This is a genomic window from Methanoregula boonei 6A8 (assembly GCF_000017625.1).
GTDB classification, from domain to species: Archaea; Halobacteriota; Methanomicrobia; order Methanomicrobiales; family Methanospirillaceae; genus Methanoregula; species Methanoregula boonei.
Genome location: NC_009712.1, coordinates 2,234,078 through 2,252,546, shown reverse-complemented (window position 1 = coordinate 2,252,546; position 18,469 = coordinate 2,234,078). Strand labels below are relative to the sequence as shown.

The 18,469-nt window shown below is 54.5% G+C and carries 14 protein-coding genes, 2 tRNA genes and 3 rRNA genes; 10 read left to right on the top strand and 9 right to left on the bottom strand.

What is annotated here, in order from left to right:
- The first annotated feature begins 566 nt into the window (after positions 1-566).
- The 4 genes from MBOO_RS11360 (at position 567) to rrf (ending at position 5,559) form a co-directional block, all read left to right on the top strand.
- Positions 567-2,034 (top strand): 16S ribosomal RNA (locus tag MBOO_RS11360).
- 232 nt (positions 2,035-2,266) lie between these two features.
- Positions 2,267-5,190, top strand: a 23S ribosomal RNA gene (locus tag MBOO_RS11355).
- Between the two features lie 84 nt (positions 5,191-5,274).
- Positions 5,275-5,346, top strand: a tRNA-Cys gene (locus tag MBOO_RS11350).
- A 91-nt stretch (positions 5,347-5,437) separates the two neighbouring features.
- Positions 5,438-5,559 (top strand): 5S ribosomal RNA (rrf, locus tag MBOO_RS11345).
- The 16S, 23S and 5S rRNA genes sit together here with 1 tRNA gene alongside, the layout of an rRNA operon.
- A gap of 124 nt (positions 5,560-5,683) precedes the next feature.
- Here the strand turns inward: rrf and MBOO_RS11340 are convergent.
- The gene (locus MBOO_RS11340; protein ID WP_012107748.1) at positions 5,684-6,322 is read right to left on the bottom strand and encodes a DUF2115 domain-containing protein; all 639 of its coding nucleotides are present in this window, start codon (positions 6,320-6,322) and stop codon (positions 5,684-5,686) included.
- Positions 6,323-6,430: 108 nt separating this feature from the next.
- Here MBOO_RS11340 and MBOO_RS11335 point away from each other — a divergent pair, with 108 nt between their 5' ends.
- The gene (locus tag MBOO_RS11335) at positions 6,431-7,102 is read left to right on the top strand and encodes a hypothetical protein (protein ID WP_012107747.1); all 672 of its coding nucleotides are present in this window, start codon (positions 6,431-6,433) and stop codon (positions 7,100-7,102) included.
- A gap of 26 nt (positions 7,103-7,128) precedes the next feature.
- Here the strand turns inward: MBOO_RS11335 and MBOO_RS11330 are convergent, their stop codons facing one another.
- Positions 7,129-8,430 (bottom strand): MFS transporter, encoded by a 1,302-nt coding sequence (locus MBOO_RS11330; RefSeq protein ID WP_012107746.1) that lies wholly within the window; start codon positions 8,428-8,430, stop codon positions 7,129-7,131.
- A 143-nt stretch (positions 8,431-8,573) separates the two neighbouring features.
- On the opposite strand from MBOO_RS11330, the gene MBOO_RS11325 reads away from it, so the two are divergent.
- From MBOO_RS11325 to MBOO_RS11315, 3 genes are all read left to right on the top strand, one after another.
- Positions 8,574-9,029 (top strand): hypothetical protein, encoded by a 456-nt coding sequence (locus MBOO_RS11325; RefSeq protein WP_012107745.1) that lies wholly within the window; start codon positions 8,574-8,576, stop codon positions 9,027-9,029.
- Positions 9,030-9,083: 54 nt separating this feature from the next.
- Entirely contained in the window at positions 9,084-9,443 is a 360-nt protein-coding gene (locus MBOO_RS11320) for a hypothetical protein (protein WP_012107744.1), read from the top strand.
- Positions 9,444-9,597: 154 nt separating this feature from the next.
- Positions 9,598-10,239: a TylF/MycF/NovP-related O-methyltransferase gene (locus tag MBOO_RS11315; RefSeq protein WP_012107743.1), complete on the top strand. Its 642-nt coding sequence runs from the start codon at positions 9,598-9,600 to the stop codon at positions 10,237-10,239.
- 79 nt (positions 10,240-10,318) lie between these two features.
- Here MBOO_RS11315 and MBOO_RS11310 read toward each other — a convergent pair whose 3' ends face one another.
- The 6 genes from MBOO_RS11310 to ppsA all read right to left on the bottom strand — a co-directional run bounded on the left by MBOO_RS11310 (position 10,319) and on the right by ppsA (position 16,010).
- A complete protein-coding gene (locus MBOO_RS11310) occupies positions 10,319-10,498 on the bottom strand; it encodes a hypothetical protein (RefSeq protein WP_012107742.1) in 180 nt (59 codons plus the stop codon).
- Positions 10,499-10,560: 62 nt separating this feature from the next.
- Positions 10,561-11,169 carry an METTL5 family protein gene (locus tag MBOO_RS11305; protein ID WP_012107741.1) on the bottom strand — a complete coding sequence of 203 codons (609 nt, stop codon included), beginning with the start codon at positions 11,167-11,169 and terminating at the stop codon, positions 10,561-10,563.
- Positions 11,166-12,119, bottom strand: a complete 954-nt coding sequence (gene dph2 / locus MBOO_RS11300) for a diphthamide biosynthesis enzyme Dph2 (protein WP_012107740.1) — start codon at positions 12,117-12,119, stop codon at positions 11,166-11,168. The genes MBOO_RS11305 and dph2 overlap by 4 nt, the downstream gene beginning before the upstream one ends.
- On the bottom strand, positions 12,097-12,645 hold the full coding sequence (hpt, locus tag MBOO_RS11295; RefSeq protein WP_012107739.1) for a hypoxanthine/guanine phosphoribosyltransferase: 549 nt from the start codon (positions 12,643-12,645) through the stop codon (positions 12,097-12,099). The genes dph2 and hpt overlap by 23 nt, the downstream gene beginning before the upstream one ends.
- Positions 12,638-13,735 carry a tyrosine decarboxylase MfnA gene (gene mfnA, locus MBOO_RS11290; RefSeq protein ID WP_012107738.1) on the bottom strand — a complete coding sequence of 366 codons (1,098 nt, stop codon included), beginning with the start codon at positions 13,733-13,735 and terminating at the stop codon, positions 12,638-12,640. Before mfnA ends, hpt begins: the two co-directional genes overlap by 8 nt.
- Positions 13,725-16,010, bottom strand: coding sequence for a phosphoenolpyruvate synthase (gene ppsA, locus MBOO_RS11285; protein WP_012107737.1), 2,286 nt, complete (start codon positions 16,008-16,010; stop codon positions 13,725-13,727). The genes mfnA and ppsA overlap by 11 nt, the downstream gene beginning before the upstream one ends.
- Before the next feature lie 143 nt (positions 16,011-16,153).
- On the opposite strand from ppsA, the gene serA reads away from it, so the two are divergent.
- The gene (serA, locus tag MBOO_RS11280; RefSeq protein WP_012107736.1) at positions 16,154-17,758 is read left to right on the top strand and encodes a phosphoglycerate dehydrogenase; all 1,605 of its coding nucleotides are present in this window, start codon (positions 16,154-16,156) and stop codon (positions 17,756-17,758) included.
- Positions 17,759-17,839: 81 nt separating this feature from the next.
- On the opposite strand, the gene MBOO_RS11275 is transcribed toward serA, so the two are convergent.
- On the bottom strand, positions 17,840-18,172 hold the full coding sequence (locus MBOO_RS11275) for a DUF4389 domain-containing protein (protein WP_012107735.1): 333 nt from the start codon (positions 18,170-18,172) through the stop codon (positions 17,840-17,842).
- 171 nt (positions 18,173-18,343) lie between these two features.
- Here MBOO_RS11275 and MBOO_RS11270 point away from each other — a divergent pair.
- Positions 18,344-18,417: transfer RNA gene (locus tag MBOO_RS11270), tRNA-Val, on the top strand.
- The last annotated feature ends 52 nt before the right edge of the window (positions 18,418-18,469 follow it).

Here is an 18,469-nt window from a genome sequence, read left to right as displayed (position 1 = left end):
TCAGGCCCGGAATCCGGTTCCTGCGGACCGGGAGCAGTATTTGACCCGTCCACTCATGCCAGGGGACCGGGCCGGGAAGGGAAAAACAGGATGTTCATGGGGTAATGTTTAAATGGTAATCTGTGGAATAATGTGATCCACAATTCTGATGAAGACCCGAAGAAAACCCCGGAAAACGGGGTGTCGGTTCTGAAGATCGGCAAGGAATGCAGGTAACAAGGTATATATACCGAAAAAACCTACATTATGAGCCCGTGTTTAAACTAAAAACACGACGAAAAACGTGTGGTGAAGAGCCAACAACGACCGGTAAATCCGGGGCTTGGTTCCGAACACAAAACAATGCAGGCAACAAGGTATAAATACCGAGAAAACCTACATTATGAGCCCGTGTTCAAGTGACAATCACGACGAACACACGCAAACTTTGATGGAGATCCAACAATACCCGGCATGACCGGAGTTGGTTCTGACGTTGATACTGGCAATGCGGATATTTGTTTAGTAACCGCTAATTCCTCGAATTAAGGTTCAGATATTAGTGTGCGTACGTATGTACAATTTGAATTCTGGTTGATCCTGCCAGAGGCCACTGCTATCGGAGTTCGATTAAGCCATGCGAGTCGAGAGGTGTAAGACCTCGGCATACTGCTCAGTAACACGTGGACAACCTACCCTGAAGAGGGGGATAACCCCGGGAAACTGGGGATAATACCCCATAGGCTATGGATGCTGGAATGCTCTGTAGTTGAAAGGTCCGCCGCTTCAGGATGGGTCTGCGGCCGATTAGGTTGTTGTTGGGGTAACGGCCCAACAAGCCTGTAATCGGTACGGGTTGTGGGAGCAAGAGCCCGGAGATGGATTCTGAGACACGAATCCAGGCCCTACGGGGCGCAGCAGGCGCGAAAACTTTGCAATGCGAGAAATCGTGACAAGGGAACTCCGAGTGCCTGTAAAATCAGGCTGTCCGTCAGTGTAAATAACTGGCGAAGAAAGGGCCGGGCAAGACCGGTGCCAGCCGCCGCGGTAATACCGGCGGCTCGAGTGGTGGCCACTATTACTGGGCTTAAAGCGTTCGTAGCTGGCTTGTTAAGTCTCTGGGGAAATCTTCCGGCTTAACCGGAAGGCGTCTCAGGGATACTGGCAGGCTAGGGACCGGAAGAGGTGAGAGGTACTCCAGGGGTAGGAGTGAAATCCTGTAATCCTTGGGGGACCACCTGTGGCGAAGGCGTCTCACCAGGACGGCTCCGACAGTGAGGAACGAAAGCTGGGGGAGCAAACCGGATTAGATACCCGGGTAGTCCCAGCTGTAAACGATGCGCGTTAGGTGTATCGGTGACCACGAGTCACCGAGGTGCCGAAGAGAAATCGTGAAACGCGCCGCCTGGGAAGTACGGTCGCAAGGCTGAAACTTAAAGGAATTGGCGGGGGAGCACCACAACGGGTGGAGCCTGCGGTTTAATCGGACTCAACGCCGGGAAACTCACCGGACAAGACAGCTGAATGATAGTCGGGCTGAAGACTCTACTTGACTAGCTGAGAGGAGGTGCATGGCCGTCGTCAGTTCGTACTGTGAAGCATCCTGTTAAGTCAGGCAACGAGCGAGACCCACGCCAACAGTTGCTAGCTCGTCCTCCGGGATGGAGAGGACACTGTTGGGACCGCCTCTGCTAAAGAGGAGGAAGGAATGGGCAACGGTAGGTCAGCATGCCCCGAATTGTCCGGGCTACACGCGGGCTACAATGGGTGGGACAATGGGTATCGACACCGAAAGGTGAAGGCAATCTCCTAAACCCATCCTTAGTTCGGATTGTGGGCTGCAACTCGCCCACATGAAGCTGGAATCCGTAGTAATCGTGTTTCAAAATAGCACGGTGAATATGTCCCTGCTCCTTGCACACACCGCCCGTCAAACCACCCGAGTGAGGTCTTGATGAGGTTGTCGTTTTCTGCGGCGATCGAATCTAGGTTTTGCAAGGGGGGTTAAGTCGTAACAAGGTAGCCGTAGGGGAATCTGCGGCTGGATCACCTCCTAACGAATTTTATTCGGGTTAAAGCGGTTGCTAGACAAACTGTAAAATTGCCGGTGTCGACAAGAGAAGGCTCACGTGTCTGACATGGGGACACACGAGGCTGGGTTCGAATCCCAGGGAGCTGTTTAGATGCACCTCGAGATGTGAATCACGAGGGAAGGGCTGAGAGTCAAACCAATGACTTTGCGAGGCCGTGTAAAGGTTTGCACTCAGGACGTTAAATGGGTTTAGCGGAGCATTAGTCTAAACCTACCAGTGGATGGCTCGGTTCAAGTGCCGAAGAAGGGCGTGCCAAGCTGCGATAAGCTCCGGGTAGACGCAAGGAATCTATGATCCGGAGATGCCCTAATAGGACATCCTGACGCTTTATGCGTCTTTCCGTAAGGAAAGGGAACGCCCCGAATTGAAACATCTCAGTAGGGGCAGGAGAAGAAATCAACCGAGATGTCGTTAGTAGAGGCGATCGAACACGACAGAGCTCAAACCGAATCCCGCAAGGGAGATGTGGTGTTATAAGCCCACCGTACGATGCCGGATGTGAAGCGGAAGTTGCCTGGAAGGGCACACTACAGAGGGTGAAAGTCCCGTACGCAGAAGCAGACGGTGTTAGGTGGTGTCTTGAGTACCGCGGGTTGGAATTCTCGCGGGAATTCAGGGGTCATCAACCCCTAAAGCTAAATACACCTTGAAACCGATAGCGAATTAGTAGCGTGAGCGAAAGCTGAAAAGTAACCCTGAAAAGGTGGTTAAAAGTGCCTGAAATTGGTAGGTGATCGCGGGTTGCGGCATGAAAGGATCTTCCTTATGAAGGAACCCGTCGCGAGGCGGTAGTACGGGTAAGGTTGCCAGTGTCGCAACGTACGTTTTGAAGAACGGGCCAGAGAGTTTATTCTGTTGGCGAAGGTTAACCCACAAGGGGAGCCATAGGGAAACCAACAAGTCCGTAGCAGCAATGCGTGGGACGGCGTATTAAAAGTGCGTGGAGTCAGCAGGATAAGACCCGAAGCCGAGTGATCTATGCGTTGGCAGGTTGAAGCGTGACGAAAGTTGCGTGGAGGACCGCAAGCCGTATTGATATGCAAATCATTGGTGTGACCTACGTATAGGAGTGAAAGATTAATCGAACCCGGCATCAGCTGGTTCCTCCCTAAACATGTCGCAGCATGACCTAACCGGAGATAGTCGGTGAGGTAGAGCACTGATTGGGGGAGCTGGGCGGGAAACTGCTCACCCCCCTGTCAAACTCCAAACTCCCCGACATCCTAGATGGTTGGAAGTCCGCATTACGGGGTAAGCTTGTAATGCGTAAGGGAAACAACCCAGACCGTGGTTAATGTCCCTCAATGTAGGCTCAGTGTCAACACTGAAATTGGTCCTAGGTCAAAGACAACTGGAAGGTGAGCTCAGAAGCAGCTATCCTTTAAAAAGTGCGTAACAGCTTACCAGTCAAGATTTAGGGCGGTGAAAATGGACGGGGCTAAAGCCTACTACAGAGACCACGGAGCACCGAAAGGTGATCTGGTAGGGAGGCGCTCTGCGTGGGTAGAAGCTGGGGCGTGAGTTCCAGTGGACCGCGTAGTGATGAGAATTCTGGCAGTAGTAGAAGCATAGTTGGGTGAGAATCCCAACCGCCGCAGGGGCTAGGTTTCCTCGGCAACGTTCGTCAGCCGAGGGTTAGTCGGTCCTAAGGTGCGTCGTAACTCGAACGTACCGAATGGGAAACAGGTTAATATTCCTGTACCATGTGGTTTTAAGTCGCAAGACCCTGACGCTTTGGGATATGCTCAGCGGGACTGTCATCCCGTCCAAGCACATAAACTGGTGGAGTACCGTAATGGTGAGAATCCGGTGAAAGTGTGATGGGGTAACTAAGCAAATTCCTTGAGCCCATGAAAAGGGAATCACATGTCCGTACCGAGAACCGACACAGGTGCCCCTCGCTGAAGAGGTGTAGGCGTGTCGGATTTAATCGTAGTTAAGGGAACTCGGCAAATTGGCCCCGTAACTTTGGGATAAGGGGTGCCTGCCTGGAGATCAGGCAGGTCGCAGTGACCGGGGCGCACTAACTGTCTAATAACAACATAGGTGACTGCAACTCCGAAAGGACTAGTATAGTCACTGATTCCTGCCCAGTGCGAGTATCTGAATACCGGGTTCAACCGGACGAAGGACTCGTAAACGGCGGGGGTAACTATGACCCTCTTAAGGTAGCGTAGTACCTTGTCGCTTAATTGGCGACTTGCATGAATGGATTAATGAGTGCGCTACTGTCCCTAACACGAATCCGTTGAACCTTTTGTTCTAGTGCAGAGACTAGAGACTCCTGATGGGAAGTGAAGACCCCGTTGAGCTTTACTGCAGCCTGTCGTTGAATTACGATAATTCTTGCGCAGTGTAGATGGGAGGCGTTATATCCATTGCTTTCGGGTAATGGGGAGCCAATGATGAGACACCATCCTAGTTTTGTTGTAGTTCTCACTCTAACGAGGACACCGGTAGGTGGGCAGTTTGGGTGGGGCGCCACACCCTCGAAAAAATATCAAGGGTGCCCCAAGGTCAACTCATGTGAGTCAGAAACTCACAGAAGAGTGTCAAGAGCATAAGTTGGCCTGACGCGATCACGCATAGCAAGTGATCGCGAGAGGAAACTCGGGTCTAACGAACCAATATAGCCTTTTGGTGAGGCTTATTGACTACAGAAAAGCTACCACGGGGATAACAGAGTCGTCGCCGGCAAGAGCACATATCGACCCGGCGGCTTGCTACCTCGATGTCGGTTCTTTCCATCCTGGCTGTGCAGCAGCAGCCAAGGGTGAGGTTGTTCGCCTATTAAAGGGGATCGTGAGCTGGGTTTAGACCGTCGTGAGACAGGTCGGTTACTATCTATCAGGAGTGTTAGAAGTCTGAAGGTAAGAATGAAATAGTACGAGAGGAACTTTCATTCGGCGCCTCTAGTCGATCGGTTGTCTGACAAGGCAGTGCCGAGCAGCCACGCGCCAAGGGATAAAAGCTGAAAGCATCTAAGCTTGAAACCCGGCCTAAAAAGAGACTTCGTTACAGGACATGGGTAAAAGACCCGTTTGATAGGCTTCGGATGTACGCACGAAGGCAACGACGTGTTCAGTCCGGAAGTACTAACGTCCAAACACTAGTGCTCACCACGCTAAACCCAGACGAAATTCTGAGTGCAAACCTTATATCGTATCCTGACCTACAGGATAGGGTATCATTCTACACGGTCGCCAAGGTGGCGGAGCGGCCACGCGGTTGACTGCAGATCAACTACACTCCGGTTCAAATCCGGACCTTGGCTTGGACCGGTTTCCAGTGATGGATTACCGGTCTGACGAAGAATGAGCATCTAACATTCTTCGGCTGCAAACAAAAAAAGCAAATCATGTGGTGATAGCGGCCATAGCTGTCGGGAAACACCTGGTCTCATTCCGAACCCAGCAGTTAAGCTGACACACGTAGTATGCTGTACTTGGGTACGCGAGTCCCTGGGAACCATACCAAGCTGCTATCACCTTTCCTTCTTACACGGTAATACTGTTCTTGTAACGTTTCACTAAAGAGCGTATGCTCTTGTTATGTCATCATCTTGATTCGTGAGGTTCGCGACCTCCTATGACATTTACTAACTTGTGGTATTATTTCGTGTTTTTCCCTGAATATCTGGGGTATTCCCCCTCGTTCTGCTTTGCCGGGCAAAAGTTGCAGATGGAAAAAAACACCTCTTTCTCGCGGTCCCGGATCAGGCAGTAACAGTTGCCATTTCTCTCCTCTACGGTAAATCCTCCCGGGAAGGGCATACCTACGGGATGGCCGGGCCGATCAAGGACAAACATCGTAAACGCGGCCATGAGATAATAGAAGAGCCGGTGACGGGGAGAATAACGGAACGGTGTTCTCTCTGCCTGTTCGTCCCAGGTAAAACAGCCGTCAGGGATCATCGCACAGAATTTATCGAAAGTTTCGCGGTCCCGGATTGGATCCTGATCCTGCCGGAACACACCAGACCGGTACATCAGGAGGAGCCGGTGGTGGGCGCCGAAGATCTGCTCGTGGAAATACGGCCTTACCCGGCTCCGGTACGGTTCGGGCAGGGCATCCACTTCCGCAAAGAGCCTGCCGCCAATCACCTGGAGATCGGCAAGGGTATATTCCCCGGCTGCGCGGGCAAGGTGCACTCCCAGATCCTGTTTTGTACCTGCCGCTGCGAGATCGCGGGCGACCTGTGCAATGTACGCCTTTTCTTCCGGTGACGTATCCTGATGCAGTGTGGTCATTCCGGGCTCCGTATCCTTTATCGTTGTATCCCCGGGCGGGTTTAAGAGTATCCTGCCGCGCACTGGATCGAAATGTTGACGATCTCCAGTATCCTACGATGACATGCTATGATCACCTTGGAATCTCCCCGCATTCTACGGTATATCCTCCTGCTGGTGGCTGTTGGCGTACTCTGTCTGGGTGCAGCGCCCCCGGTCACTGCTACCTTCATTGTCTCGGGGCAATCCTTCCGTCCGGCCCCCCCGGTTACGCCCGGCACATTGGAAAATGCGACCATCACCTATGCGATGATTCCCACAGGTGCGACCACGTTTTCGCGAACCCACTCGCTCCAGATGCAGACCTCCCTTTGGGAGGCGCACTGGATAATCCAGGTTTTTGTCAACGGCATCCCACAGGCTAACCAGACTGCAACAGGGCCCGCTGCATTTATGAGCGGATATCTCCTTTCGTACCCGACCACCGATGATGTGTCATTCAATGTTTTCCTGACAGGGACCATCCCCCTTGGCGAGGGAACGAATGTGACCCTTCTCCAGGTAAACGAGATCGACACCACCGGGGGAACAGCCCCCCTGGGCAGCAGCACGGTGAGCCTGCCCCTTGTTGTGACGTCAACGGCTGGCTCCTCCACACCCCTGCCAGAGACTGCAACAGCATCCCCCGAAGCGCCAGCATCGCCATCACCCACCCAGGCCGGCAGTGATTTTGTATTTATCGGTGTGACAGCTTCGCTTGTTGCGATGGTTGCGTTCGGATATTCCCGTTCCCGGAGATAAGTTTCCCGTCGATTATTTTTTAGATTTCAGGTATGCCTGTCCGGTTTTTGTCCGCTCACGAACACAGCCCCGGCTCCGCCCAGAACAAGGCCGGCACCGATTACGATAAGCCCGGCATTGGTGCTGCCGGTCACTTGTGTCAGGTATCCCATGAGGGTCGGCCCGACAAATCCTCCCAGGTTCCCGATGGAGTTTATGACTGCGATCCCCGCTGCAGCGGTAATCTCTGCAAGGAAAAGCGCGGGAAGCGCCCAGAACGGCCCAAACGCACAGAATATGCCCATTGTGGCAATAATGAGGAGCAAAAATGCCACAGGGGGAGAGACCGCAATTCCCGAGCCGGCAAGGGCAATTCCCCCAATCAGTGGCGGAAGTGCGGTATGCCAGCGCCGCTCCCCGGTCAGGTCCGAATGCCGGGACCAGAGGATCATAGTCACACCTGCGCATGCATACGGAACTGTCATGATCAGGCCAATGGACGTATTGGACAGCCCCGCATGCATCGAACGGATGATCTGTGGCATCCAGAACCCCAGGCCGTACAGGGCGACAACAAGCATACAGTAGATCAGGGCGAGATGCCAGACCCGCAGATCGGTAATAACGGAAACAAGGCCGCTGTGCCCTCCCTGCTTCTGCCGCTGCCTGCTCTCTTTTTTGATCTCCCCGGCAAGCCAGTCCCGCTCCTCCGGATCAAGCCAGGCCGCGTCCTCTGGTCTGTCGGTAAGATACCAGTACGTGACAACACCAAGGATAATTGCCGGCAGTCCTTCCAGGACAAAAAGCCAGCGCCAGCCGGCCATCCCTAACCAGTGGATGGAATCGAGGATCCATGTTGATACCGGTGCCCCGACAATCGTGGAAATGGCAAGTGCCGACATCAGGAGCCCCACGGCTTTTGCCTGTTCGCGTTCGCGGAACCAGTAGGTAAGATAGAGGAGGATGCCCGGGAAGAATCCGGCCTCCATGACCCCGAGAACGAACCGGAGTACGGCCAGCTGTACCGCATCGGTGGCAAAGGCAGTTACGATTACCACAATTCCCCAGCTGATGAGGATACGGGTAATCCAGATCCTGGCCCCAATCTTCTGGAGGATCAGGTTGCTGGGCAATTCGAAAAGCAGGTACCCTATAAAGAAGATCCCGGACAAAAAGCCGAAAATCTCGCTAGAGAGCCCCAGCGCACTGTTCATTTCGAGCGCAGCAAAACCGAAGTTCACCCGGTCCAGGTAGGCGATCACATAGAGAAGGATGAGAAACGGCAGCAGCCTGATGCTCACTTTCCTGATAGTCCGCGGCCCGATTCCCTCGTTTTTGGGGGCACTCACGTACTACCCGTATATCGTTCTCCCCATTATGCCTGCTGAAAAAGTTTCCGTCCCTTTTCCGATCTCATCGGATCATCCCGTGAAGGGTTCTCCTTTGAGTTCCCAAGATCAGCTATACAAATTCTCCCACCCCACATGTTAGTATGGATGATACCCAGGCCGCCCGGGACGCCCTTTGCGGAGCAACGCTCTCTGAAAAACTGGCATCGATCGGCATAGATCGCGGCCGGATGGTTGAGATCCGGCACCTTGATGCCATTGGCCGAGATTACGGGATTGCCGTGTATCTCTTTTTCGAAAAGGATCTGGCTACAGACAGGACGCTTGTCCAAGTGGAAGCGGAATTTTGTGGAGTTCCCGAGTACGAGCGTCCGTATGTCCGGGTTGATCGGTTCCTCTCCTTCACGCTGGAAAACGATCCTTCGTTTAACCGCACGCTGGACGAATTCCCTATGATGATCGAGATCGTTTCCTTGGGGGAAGAGCCTGATCCCTCCTCAGGCCGGCCAGTACCAGTCATCACCGGCCTTATGCCGTTCCTGGACGAATTTGACGTGGAAGAAGATCCGGTCCGGCGATCGGGGCAGAAACTCCGGTGATCTCCAGAGATGTGGTGCGGTGGTCCGAATTATCGCCCGTTATGGTGAAGTGGTATGGCAAAAAAAGTCCATCGGTTCATCTGGCAGTTCGTAATCGGGTTTGGCTTCCTCTCCGGTCTTTGGACCGCTATTGGCATTTCCCCGGAAAACCTTCTCATCAATGCACTTGGCTCTGCGGTCACCGCACAGTACTCGGATCCTGCTCTCCGGACGTTCTTTCTTCTCCTGCCCATGATCATCCTTATTGTCTCAGTGATCGGGGCGTACATAAACGGCCGTATCCCGGGCCTGATCTCGGTCCTGCTTGCGTACGTTGCAGGGCTGGTGATTCTTTCTCGCCTTGTAGCCGGCATTATCCTTCTCTGCGCTGCGGTTGCGGTCGCGTTTTATTCAGTGCGATTCCGGAAGAGATGAGACACCTGCCATATCATCACTATAAATCCCGGCACGACCAATACCACCGGCTATGAGTTTGTTCCCCAAAAAACGCCTTATCTGGTGTTTCGATACCATAATGCCCAGCAAATACCTGCTGAAATTCAGGAAACTGGCGGTTTTGGAGCCATTTATGGGATATGATATCGCGCACCGGGGACGACTCTCGCACTATGGCAGCGCGGAACGTAAGCGCTTTACCTCGTCCCTCAAGAAGATCCGGTCCGATACGGATCTCCTGCTGGAAGACATCGAGGCATACCATATTTACATGGCTGCAAAGATCACCGAGAAAGTGCCAGGGGATATTGCGGAGGTTGGTGTATACAAAGGGGGATCGGCCAAGATTATCTGTTCGGCCAAGGGGAATCGTGCCCTCCACCTTTTCGACACCTTTGCCGGCCTGCCCCGGGTGGATGACGTGGATGCGGTCTGGCCGTTCTATGAGGGGAAATTTGCCGCCTCCTACGATGAGGTGAAAGCGTACCTGGCGTCCGAGAAGAATGTTCACCTGTACAAAGGTCTCTTTCCCGATACATCAGCCCCGGTTACGGACAAGAAATTCTCCTTTGTCAATCTCGATGTGGATACCTACGACAGTACCAAAAAATGCCTTGAATTTTTTTACCCCCGGATGAGCCCCGGTGGGGTGATTGTTTCCCATGATTATCTTACCGCACCGGGGGTGCGAAAGGCCGTGGATGAGTACTTTGCCAACAAGCCCGAACCTGTGGTGGAGACCGCGGCCTCCCAATGTATCGTGGTGAAAGTATAACGGTGTGAAAACATCCCTTTTTTTGCCCGGATCAAACCCGGGCCTATCCTCTTTTAGAAAAAAAGCTGGAATAAATCGTCTATTCCTTAATGATCAGAACCCCGAAGAGGATCAGCATCAGGCCGGCGAGGAGAACCACGATCCCGATCAGGCCTTTTACCGCAACGATCACATCGGGCAGGAATGCCCAGATTGCAAGGCCCCCAAGAATCAGCAGTACAATTCCGACAACCAGTGCCGCAATACCTGTCTTGTCCATATGAGCAAATCTCCGGTATAATCTCTCAGGACCGGCGCATATAAGTGTGTTGCCGGGAGTGGTCAGGCTCGTACTATCCTGAGGATCTCTACGGGGATCTCCTGGAGGTCCCTGGTGTGAAAGGTAAACGAGCGCTTCAGGGAAAAGGTGCCGGCAACCCTGCCGGTAATATTGCCTCTCCCGGCAATGTACGCCTCCACAAAGGCAGTCGAACCGGCATTGAATATCCCGTATGTCACCGGTGCGATGGCAAGGGCACAATCGATGAACGGCCGGTCGGCGTGTATGTTCTGTTTCTGGGCGCCAAAAGGAGGGTTCATGACCACGGTATCGCAGGGATCAATTTTTTCCGTACTGCCCACATCGGCTGCAATAAAGGTCACGTCCGCCCCGAGCAGTGCCGCATTCTTTTCTGCGGTGCGGAGGGCCTCCGGATCAATATCCGTGCCCCGGACCTCCCGGGCACCGAGCAGTGCTGCCCCGATGGCAAGGATGCCGGTGCCACAACCGAGATCCATAACGGTTTTTTCGGCAATGTCGCCGCTGACAAACGCATCGTAGAGGAGCCGGGCTGCAAGGGTGGCCGGGGTCTGGTACTGTTCGCGTGAAGCCCGGGGCCGCTCAAAACCGGCGCATCGCTGCAGGGCTATCTCCAGCTGCCTGAGTTTCATACTATCTCGTCGATTGCGTAGTCTTCCCATGCCCGTACGCCACAGAGGATCTCGAACTCCTGGGGGGAGAGGACGGGCCGGGCAAATCTCACCTGATCGTCGTAAGCAATGCGCGGGCAGGCAGTGTTTACATAGCAGTCAAATCCGAGGTTGAGGAGTTGGTCCGGCGTCACCTCACGCAGGGTGACAATAACCGCCCCGGGGGCAAGCCCGGCCAGCCGTTCGGCAAGCTCCCGGCGTTTCTGGCCGCTCTTGGTACTGAGGATGATCCCAACCGAACGGGCCTCCCGTGCTTTCCCGATGACCGCGGAGCGCCGGCGCAGGAGAGAGTCAGCACTTACTTCCTGTGCCGTACCAGAGATAGGATCGAATGCGATCACCCGGGCCCGGGTGGCAAGAGCGATGCCGGTCGGGTGGAATACCCCGGTACCCACAAAGAGGATCTCGCGGGCCCCGGTGGCTTTTGCCGCGGCAAAACTGCACCCGAGCACCTGTCCCCGGAGTGGTGTTCGAGGGGTGCCTTTGGCTACCCGTGTCTCAAAACCGTGGGATGCAAGGAATGATTCCATAGTCGGGACGAGGTGGGCATGCTGGACGGTCGTGACAAGACCAATGTCCCTCCCCCGGAGCAGGGGCAGGGCATGTTCAAGCACCGACACATCGAATTCAACCTGCCAGGGCTCGAAAATTACTTCCGGGCGGCCGTCCACCGGGGCGTGCCCGAAATGCACGAGCACGTTTGCCTGCCCCTCGGAAATGGTATCGAGTGCAAGGTCACAGGCACCGTAGCAGGGATCACCGCTGACGATCACGCCAAACCCTGCGGCCTTGAGATCCGAAGCGAGATCGGCAGCCTGACGTTTCAATCCCTCGGGAAACTGGAGGGCTACTCTGCTCACCCCCCGATTTTTGAGTTTTGTGATCAGGTCAGATGAACCGCTCAACCACATGCACCCGGTCATCAACCTCGATTTTAACTAGCGATTTATAGGGCCGGCCTATGTCAGGATTGCCGCGCTGGATCACGATGCAGACATCCTTGATCTCAGCGCCAGCGATTTCGAGGGCTGAAAGGAGCGCCTTCATCGTGCCGCCGGTGCTCACTACATCATCGATAATGATCACCCTGTCACCTTTGTACACGCCGTTAAGATACAATTCTCCCTTGGAATATCCGGTCTTCTGGTGAACGGGTATCTCGTGCGGGAGCTTGTATTCCCGCTTGCGCATCACAACCATGGGGATATCGGTCATCACCGAGAGGACTGCCCCGATGTGGATACCCATGGCCTCAACTACTACGATCTTGTCGATATTGTTGAGATCAAGGACTTTCACCATTGCGCTGCATACATCGCGGAGCAGGGCAGGCTCCACCAGCGGTACGCCATCGGTGATCGGGTGGATGAAATAATTGTACTCTCCCCTCTTTACCATCGGGCAGGTTTCCAGGGATTCTACCAGTCTGTCAAGCATACATATCACCAAAATCTGAAAGGAACGCTTCGATACGGTCTGCAGTTACATGCGGCATGCAGACAATCCTGAGGTGGCCGGCCCGAGTCCATGAGACTTTCCACGGTTCTGGTACCCGGTCGCAGACAAAGGTTGCAACATTTACATCGGGACTGGCGGCCGGCTGTATTCCCCGTGTCTCCATACCGGCGATTAAGCGCTCTGTATTCTTCATGCAGCCGGCAACCACAGCCTTCATTCCAGAAATGCCAAGGTAATCAAGGACTGCAAGAGCCCCGGCCATCGGGGCGCCCGGGCGGGTACCGCCAAGCGTATATCCTTTTTTTACCGTGAGGTACGGGGTGTCGATATTGAGCGCATCAAGCATGTCCGGCTCCCGGGTGAGGAGAACCCCCGCCGGGATCGTGCTCATACCCATCTTGTGCGGGTCCACTGCAAGAGTAGTAACCCCGGGAAGAGCAAAATCAAAGGGAACTGGCTTGGGAAGAAATGGGATCACCATCCCGCCAAACGCCGCATCCACGTGCAGGAAGATGTCCTGCTGGGCAGCGATCTTTGCAAGATCTGCGATCGGATCCACCATGCCGTACTCTGTGGTGCCGGCAACACCCACGAGACAGATAGTGTTTTTGTCAATCAGTTCGGCAGCCTTATCTGCCATGATCCTCCTGTCTGTGCCGAGCGGTACGCTGCGCATTTCCAGACTGAGGAGATCGCAGGCCTTCTTAAAGGAGAAATGGACAGATTCGGGAAGAACCACGTTCGGACTGGAACCGGGACGGAGTGCCTTTGCAAGCCTGAGCGCCTGGATATTGGACTCGGTACCTCCCGAAGTTGCATAGCCGCCGGCGTTCTTGTGATGGAAGAGGGTGCCCAGACGCTCGACAAGCAGACGTTCCAGTGCCGCAGTGCCGGGGAAAAGTCCGGGGTCTCCAAGATTGGTCTCCATGAACATGCAGTGCGCCCGGACCGCGACCGGATGCGGGAGCGTACACATGGAGCTTAAGATGTACCGGTGGTCGAGGTCTTCCTTCTTGTGTAAGGATAAAAAAGAGAAGAGATCGTCTTCTGATATCCCGTTACTGAGCATCGCGGTTTCTCGCAGCTTCGAGGATGATGCGTTTCTCGGTCTTTGCGACCGCTTCCCGGATCTTTGCAATGGCATCGATATTTGCAGAGATGCTGGTGATCCCGTGTTCCACAAGCCAGACCGCCATCTTGGGATCGGATCCGGCCTGACCGCAGATCGAGCATTCGACATTGTATTCGCGGCACTTCTGGATTGCAGCGTGGATCAGGGCAAGGACCGCCGGGTGCTGGGGGTTGTACATATCCGCCACGTTCTCGTTGTTTCGGTCAATGGCGATGGTGTACTGGATAAGATCGTTCGTGCCAAAGGAGGCAAACTTGATGCCGGCCTGGAGGAAATCCTCGATCATAATGGCACTTGCCGGGATCTCGATCATGATACCAAGGGTGACGTTCTCCACGTCCACGCCCCAGCCGGCCATCATCTCCTTTGCCCTGATGAACTGATCGGGGTGGGAGACCATCGGGAACATGACACCAAGGTTCTCGTAACCGGCCTTCCAGAGCCTTTTAAATGCCTCTACCTGGAGCCGGAACTGGTCGAAGCTCTGGAGGTCACGACGGATTCCGCGCCAGCCGAGCATCGGGTTGTGTTCGTGGGGTTCGCTCTCGCCGCCCTGCATGTTCCGGAATTCGTCGGTCGGGGCATCGAGTGTCCTCACCCAGACCGTCTTTCCCGGGAAGGCATCGAGCACGATCTTGATGCCGTCATAGAGTTCCTTGACGAAATCCTCTTCCTTATGGTTGGCGATAAACCATCCCGGTGTCTTGTTGAGCCCGAGGATCAGGTGTTCGATCCGGAGCAGGCCGACACCGTCAGCGCCGGTTGCTGCCGCCCGGGCCGCTGCCTCGGGGATCGAGACATTCACCTTCACGCTGGTGGCAGTGATGATCGGTGCGCTTCCGAGTGCGGCTGCCGGTGCTGCGCCCGCCTTTGCCGGTGCTGCGCTGCTGATGGCACCTTCGTACACCAAGCCCATCTCACCATCAACGGTGACTACCTGCCCGTTTTTGAGCTGTTGCGTACCGGTTTTGGTCCCGACTACCGCAGGGGTGCCCAGTTCCCTGGATACAATGGCTGCATGGCAGGTCATGCCTCCTTCATCTGTCACGATGGCGGCGACCTTTCTCATTGCCGGCACCATGTCCGGGTTGGTCATGCGGGTGACAAGGATATCGCCATCTTTGACCGCACCCGTGTCCTTTACATCTCGGATGATGACCACTTTCCCGCTCGCGGTACCTGGTGCCGCTCCCTGTCCTTTCAGGAGAATCTTTGCCTCTTTGCCCTGTCCTGACATGCCCTTTGCCTCTTTCTTCCCGATTGTCGTGATCGGCCGGGACTGGAGGATATAGATTGTCCCGGCAATAATGCCCCATTCAACGTCCTGCGGTACGCCGTAATGGTTCTCGGCGATCTTGCCGTACATCGCGAGCTTGGAGAGCTCTTCGTCCGGGAGAACCCGTGCGTCCTGCCGTGCCGGATCAACCGGAACGAGTTTTGTGCCATGGGACCCGTCTGGGATGATCTCGACTTTCTTGTTAGCGAGGTTGACCTCCACGATTGATTCAGTCCGCTGGTCAAAAACATAGTGATCCGGAGAAACCGACCCGGAGACAACTGCCTCGCCAAGGCCCCATGAACCCTCGATGATGGTGAGGGGCTCCCCGCTGATCGGGTGGGAAGTGAACATGACGCCGGCCTTCTCCGAGTGGACCAGCTGCTGGACCACGACTGCGATATTGACCGTGTGTTCCTCGAATCCCTGCTTGGCCCGGTAGTAGATTGCCCGTGCCCCGTAGAGCGAGGCCCAGCAGTTCTGGACTGCGGCAAGAAGCGCAGTCTCGCCCTTGATATTGAGGTAGGTCTCCTGCTGGCCGGCAAAACTTGCATCGGGAAGATCTTCTGCCGTGGCGCTCGACCGGACCGCAACGATCAGGTCTTTTTGGGCCATCTTCTTATACGAGGCCCTGATGTCCTCTTTTATCGCTGCCGGCATTTTTGCCTTGACAACCAAGGCCTTTATGGTATCGGCGGCCTTTTCAAGGACCGCATTATTCTCCACGTCTATATTTTCCGAGACCTTGAAGATCTTCTGGTCAAGGCCGGTCTCGACCAGAAACCGCCGGAACGCCTGGGCCGTGACCACAAAGGCCGGGGGAACCGGAAGACCAATCGAAGCCATCTCTCCAAGGGACGCGCCCTTGCCGCCCACAGAGGCAATATCCTCCTTCCTGATCTCTTCGAGCCATAGAATATTGGGCACATCGTTCATGCTCGCACCACTTATGATCTCACCTCCCCCCTGTTTAAGTATTATCATCTGCCGGCATCCGTTCCGGTGGCACCTGCGGGGATCGCCCCGGGAGACCAAGAATAACCCTGATTAGGTAGTGCGCAGATATTGTATGGGATTTTATGGCAAACGCTAGAATACTCGTCAGCGATCCGTTGGCGGAAGAAGGGCTGGTTATCCTGAAAGAGGCCTTTACGGTTGACGTCAAGACCGATCTCAAGGAAGATGAGCTCTGCGGGGTCATCGGTGAGTACGATGCCCTGATTGTGCGGAGCGGTACTGAGGTCACCGCAAAGGTGATCACCGCCGGGAAAAAGCTCAGGTTTATCGGGCGGGCCGGTGTCGGCGTGGATAATGTTGACGTGGACGCGGCAACCCGGCAGGGTGTAATTGTGGCAAACGCTCCTGAGGGAAATACCCTTGCAGCAACCGAGCACACGATGGCGATGATGCTCTCACTCGCCCGGAACATCCCCCAGGCAAACGCGAGCCTCAAAAAGAAGGAATGGAAGCGCAGCAAGTTCATGGGCGTGGAGCTCAACGAGAAGACACTGGGGATCGTCGGCTTCGGGCGGATCGGCCGCGAAGTGGCAAAGCGGGCAAATGCAATGGACATGAAATGCGTTGCCTATGACCCGTTTATCTCCAAAGAGCGGGCTGCCCAGCTCGGCGTCAGGGTGATGTCCCTTGCCGAGCTCTTCACGGTTGCCGATGTGATCACCGTGCACACTCCGCTGATCAAGGAGACAAAACACGTGATCAATGCAAAGAGCATTGCCACGATGAAGGATGGCGTGCGGATCATTAACTGCGCCCGTGGCGGGATCATTGATGAGGCGGCACTGGTGGATGCGATCAAGAGCGGCAAGGTAGCCGGAGCAGCGCTTGATGTCTTTGAAACCGAACCCCCGCTCGAATCCCCGCTTCTTTCGCTCGACAACGTGATCGTAACTCCTCACTTGGGTGCAAGCACGGTTGAGGCACAGAAAAACGTGGCAATTCAGGTTGCAAAGCAGTGTGTCGAGGTCCTCAACGGCGGCTCAGCGAAGTACGTGGTGAACGCACCGATCGTCCCGACCGAGCATGCCGAAGTACTCGAACCGTTTGCAGAGCTTGCCGAGAAGATGGGACGCTTTGCGATCCAGACGGTCGAGGGCCGGCTTGCCTCTGTGGAGTGCATCTATGGCGGCGAGCTTGCAGCCTATGCCGGAAGCATGAAGTTTGTAACCCGCCTCGTTCTCAAAGGCCTTCTCGATCCTATCCTCCAGACCCCGGTCAATATTGTTAACGCCGAGTTTGTAGCAAAGGAACGCGGGATTGCGATGAGCGAAACGGTAACCGAAGAGGCACACGGGTTTAAAAACCTCATCACGATCCGGGTAAAAACCGATAAGACTGAAGAGACCGTATGCGGGACTGTGTTTGTAAAAGGCCGCAGCCGGATCGTATCCGTTGACAAGTACACGATGGATCTGATCCCGGAGGGCTATGTCATTGTCTCCCGGCACCTGGACAAGCCGGGCGTGATCGGACGGGCGTCCACCATCCTCGGGAAATGCAATATCAACATCGCCGGCATGCAGGTTGGCCGGATCAACGCCGGTGAAGAGGCGCTCATGGTCTTAAACGTGGACAGTGAGGTGCCAGAGGACGTGATGAAGGAGATCCGTTCAATGCCGGGTATCTTCTCTGCAACGTTTGCCAAGATCTCATCAAAGAAGATTTAACTCTTTTTTGATACTTTTTTGCGTTATTCACACTCAGACCGGCGCTGTGCTAAAAAAGAAAATCGGATTTTGCCGGGGTGTTTATGCCCTTTCCTCGAAAACTCTGGTTGTTACCGGCAGGATGTCGGGGCGCTTGTCGTTTATGATGTAGACGTAATTCATCACATGGACAAGATACTCCAGGTAGCCTTTGGCAAAGTTGGAGAGACCTTCGTGCCGCCTGCCAAAAATCAGGATGTGGAACCACTGGATGAACAGGCATATGAATGTTATGATCCCGTAGACCCAGACAACGATTCCAATCAGGATCCAGTAGGCGATACGGACAAGCAGTTCCAGACGGCTCGCATCGTGCACGTAGGTGAAGAGCTGGGTTCGGGCGGGGTTTGTTCCATCGGTCATTGTATATCTCATGCTTTTTTGGGGGCAGGAATGATAAAACAAGCGTTGAATGAAATTGTTTTTGCAGTGCTTTTGCTCTGCTCAACCCCGATCTCTGCACTGCGAGGGGACGGGGATCACACTGCGTGTACACTATTTTTTAATAATAGGATGACAGATGTTATAGAGCATCAGACCTTATGCGGGCTCGTGGTCTAGTTGGCTATGACGTCGCCTTGACATGGCGGAGGTCCTGAGTTCGAATCTCAGCGGGCCCATCTCTGTATTCTGTTATTTTTTCTGGAATCGCGCCTGATGCAGATTATTTGG

Bases quoted from the DNA above. Each gene is read 5' to 3' on its own strand.
- MBOO_RS11340 (WP_012107748.1), bottom strand. From the start codon at position 6,322: ATGACCACACTGCATCAGGATACGTCACCGGAAGAAAAGGCGTACATT.
- MBOO_RS11335 (WP_012107747.1), top strand. From the start codon at position 6,431: ATGATCACCTTGGAATCTCCCCGCATTCTACGGTATATCCTCCTGCTG.
- MBOO_RS11325 (WP_012107745.1), top strand. From the start codon at position 8,574: ATGGATGATACCCAGGCCGCCCGGGACGCCCTTTGCGGAGCAACGCTC.
- MBOO_RS11320 (WP_012107744.1), top strand. From the start codon at position 9,084: ATGGCAAAAAAAGTCCATCGGTTCATCTGGCAGTTCGTAATCGGGTTT.
- MBOO_RS11315 (WP_012107743.1), top strand. From the start codon at position 9,598: ATGGGATATGATATCGCGCACCGGGGACGACTCTCGCACTATGGCAGC.
- MBOO_RS11310 (WP_012107742.1), bottom strand. From the start codon at position 10,498: ATGGACAAGACAGGTATTGCGGCACTGGTTGTCGGAATTGTACTGCTG.
- MBOO_RS11305 (WP_012107741.1), bottom strand. From the start codon at position 11,169: ATGAAACTCAGGCAGCTGGAGATAGCCCTGCAGCGATGCGCCGGTTTT.
- dph2 (WP_012107740.1), bottom strand. From the start codon at position 12,119: ATGTGGTTGAGCGGTTCATCTGACCTGATCACAAAACTCAAAAATCGG.
- hpt (WP_012107739.1), bottom strand. From the start codon at position 12,645: ATGCTTGACAGACTGGTAGAATCCCTGGAAACCTGCCCGATGGTAAAG.
- mfnA (WP_012107738.1), bottom strand. From the start codon at position 13,735: ATGCTCAGTAACGGGATATCAGAAGACGATCTCTTCTCTTTTTTATCC.
- ppsA (WP_012107737.1), bottom strand. From the start codon at position 16,010: ATGAACGATGTGCCCAATATTCTATGGCTCGAAGAGATCAGGAAGGAG.
- serA (WP_012107736.1), top strand. From the start codon at position 16,154: ATGGCAAACGCTAGAATACTCGTCAGCGATCCGTTGGCGGAAGAAGGG.
- MBOO_RS11275 (WP_012107735.1), bottom strand. From the start codon at position 18,172: ATGAGATATACAATGACCGATGGAACAAACCCCGCCCGAACCCAGCTC.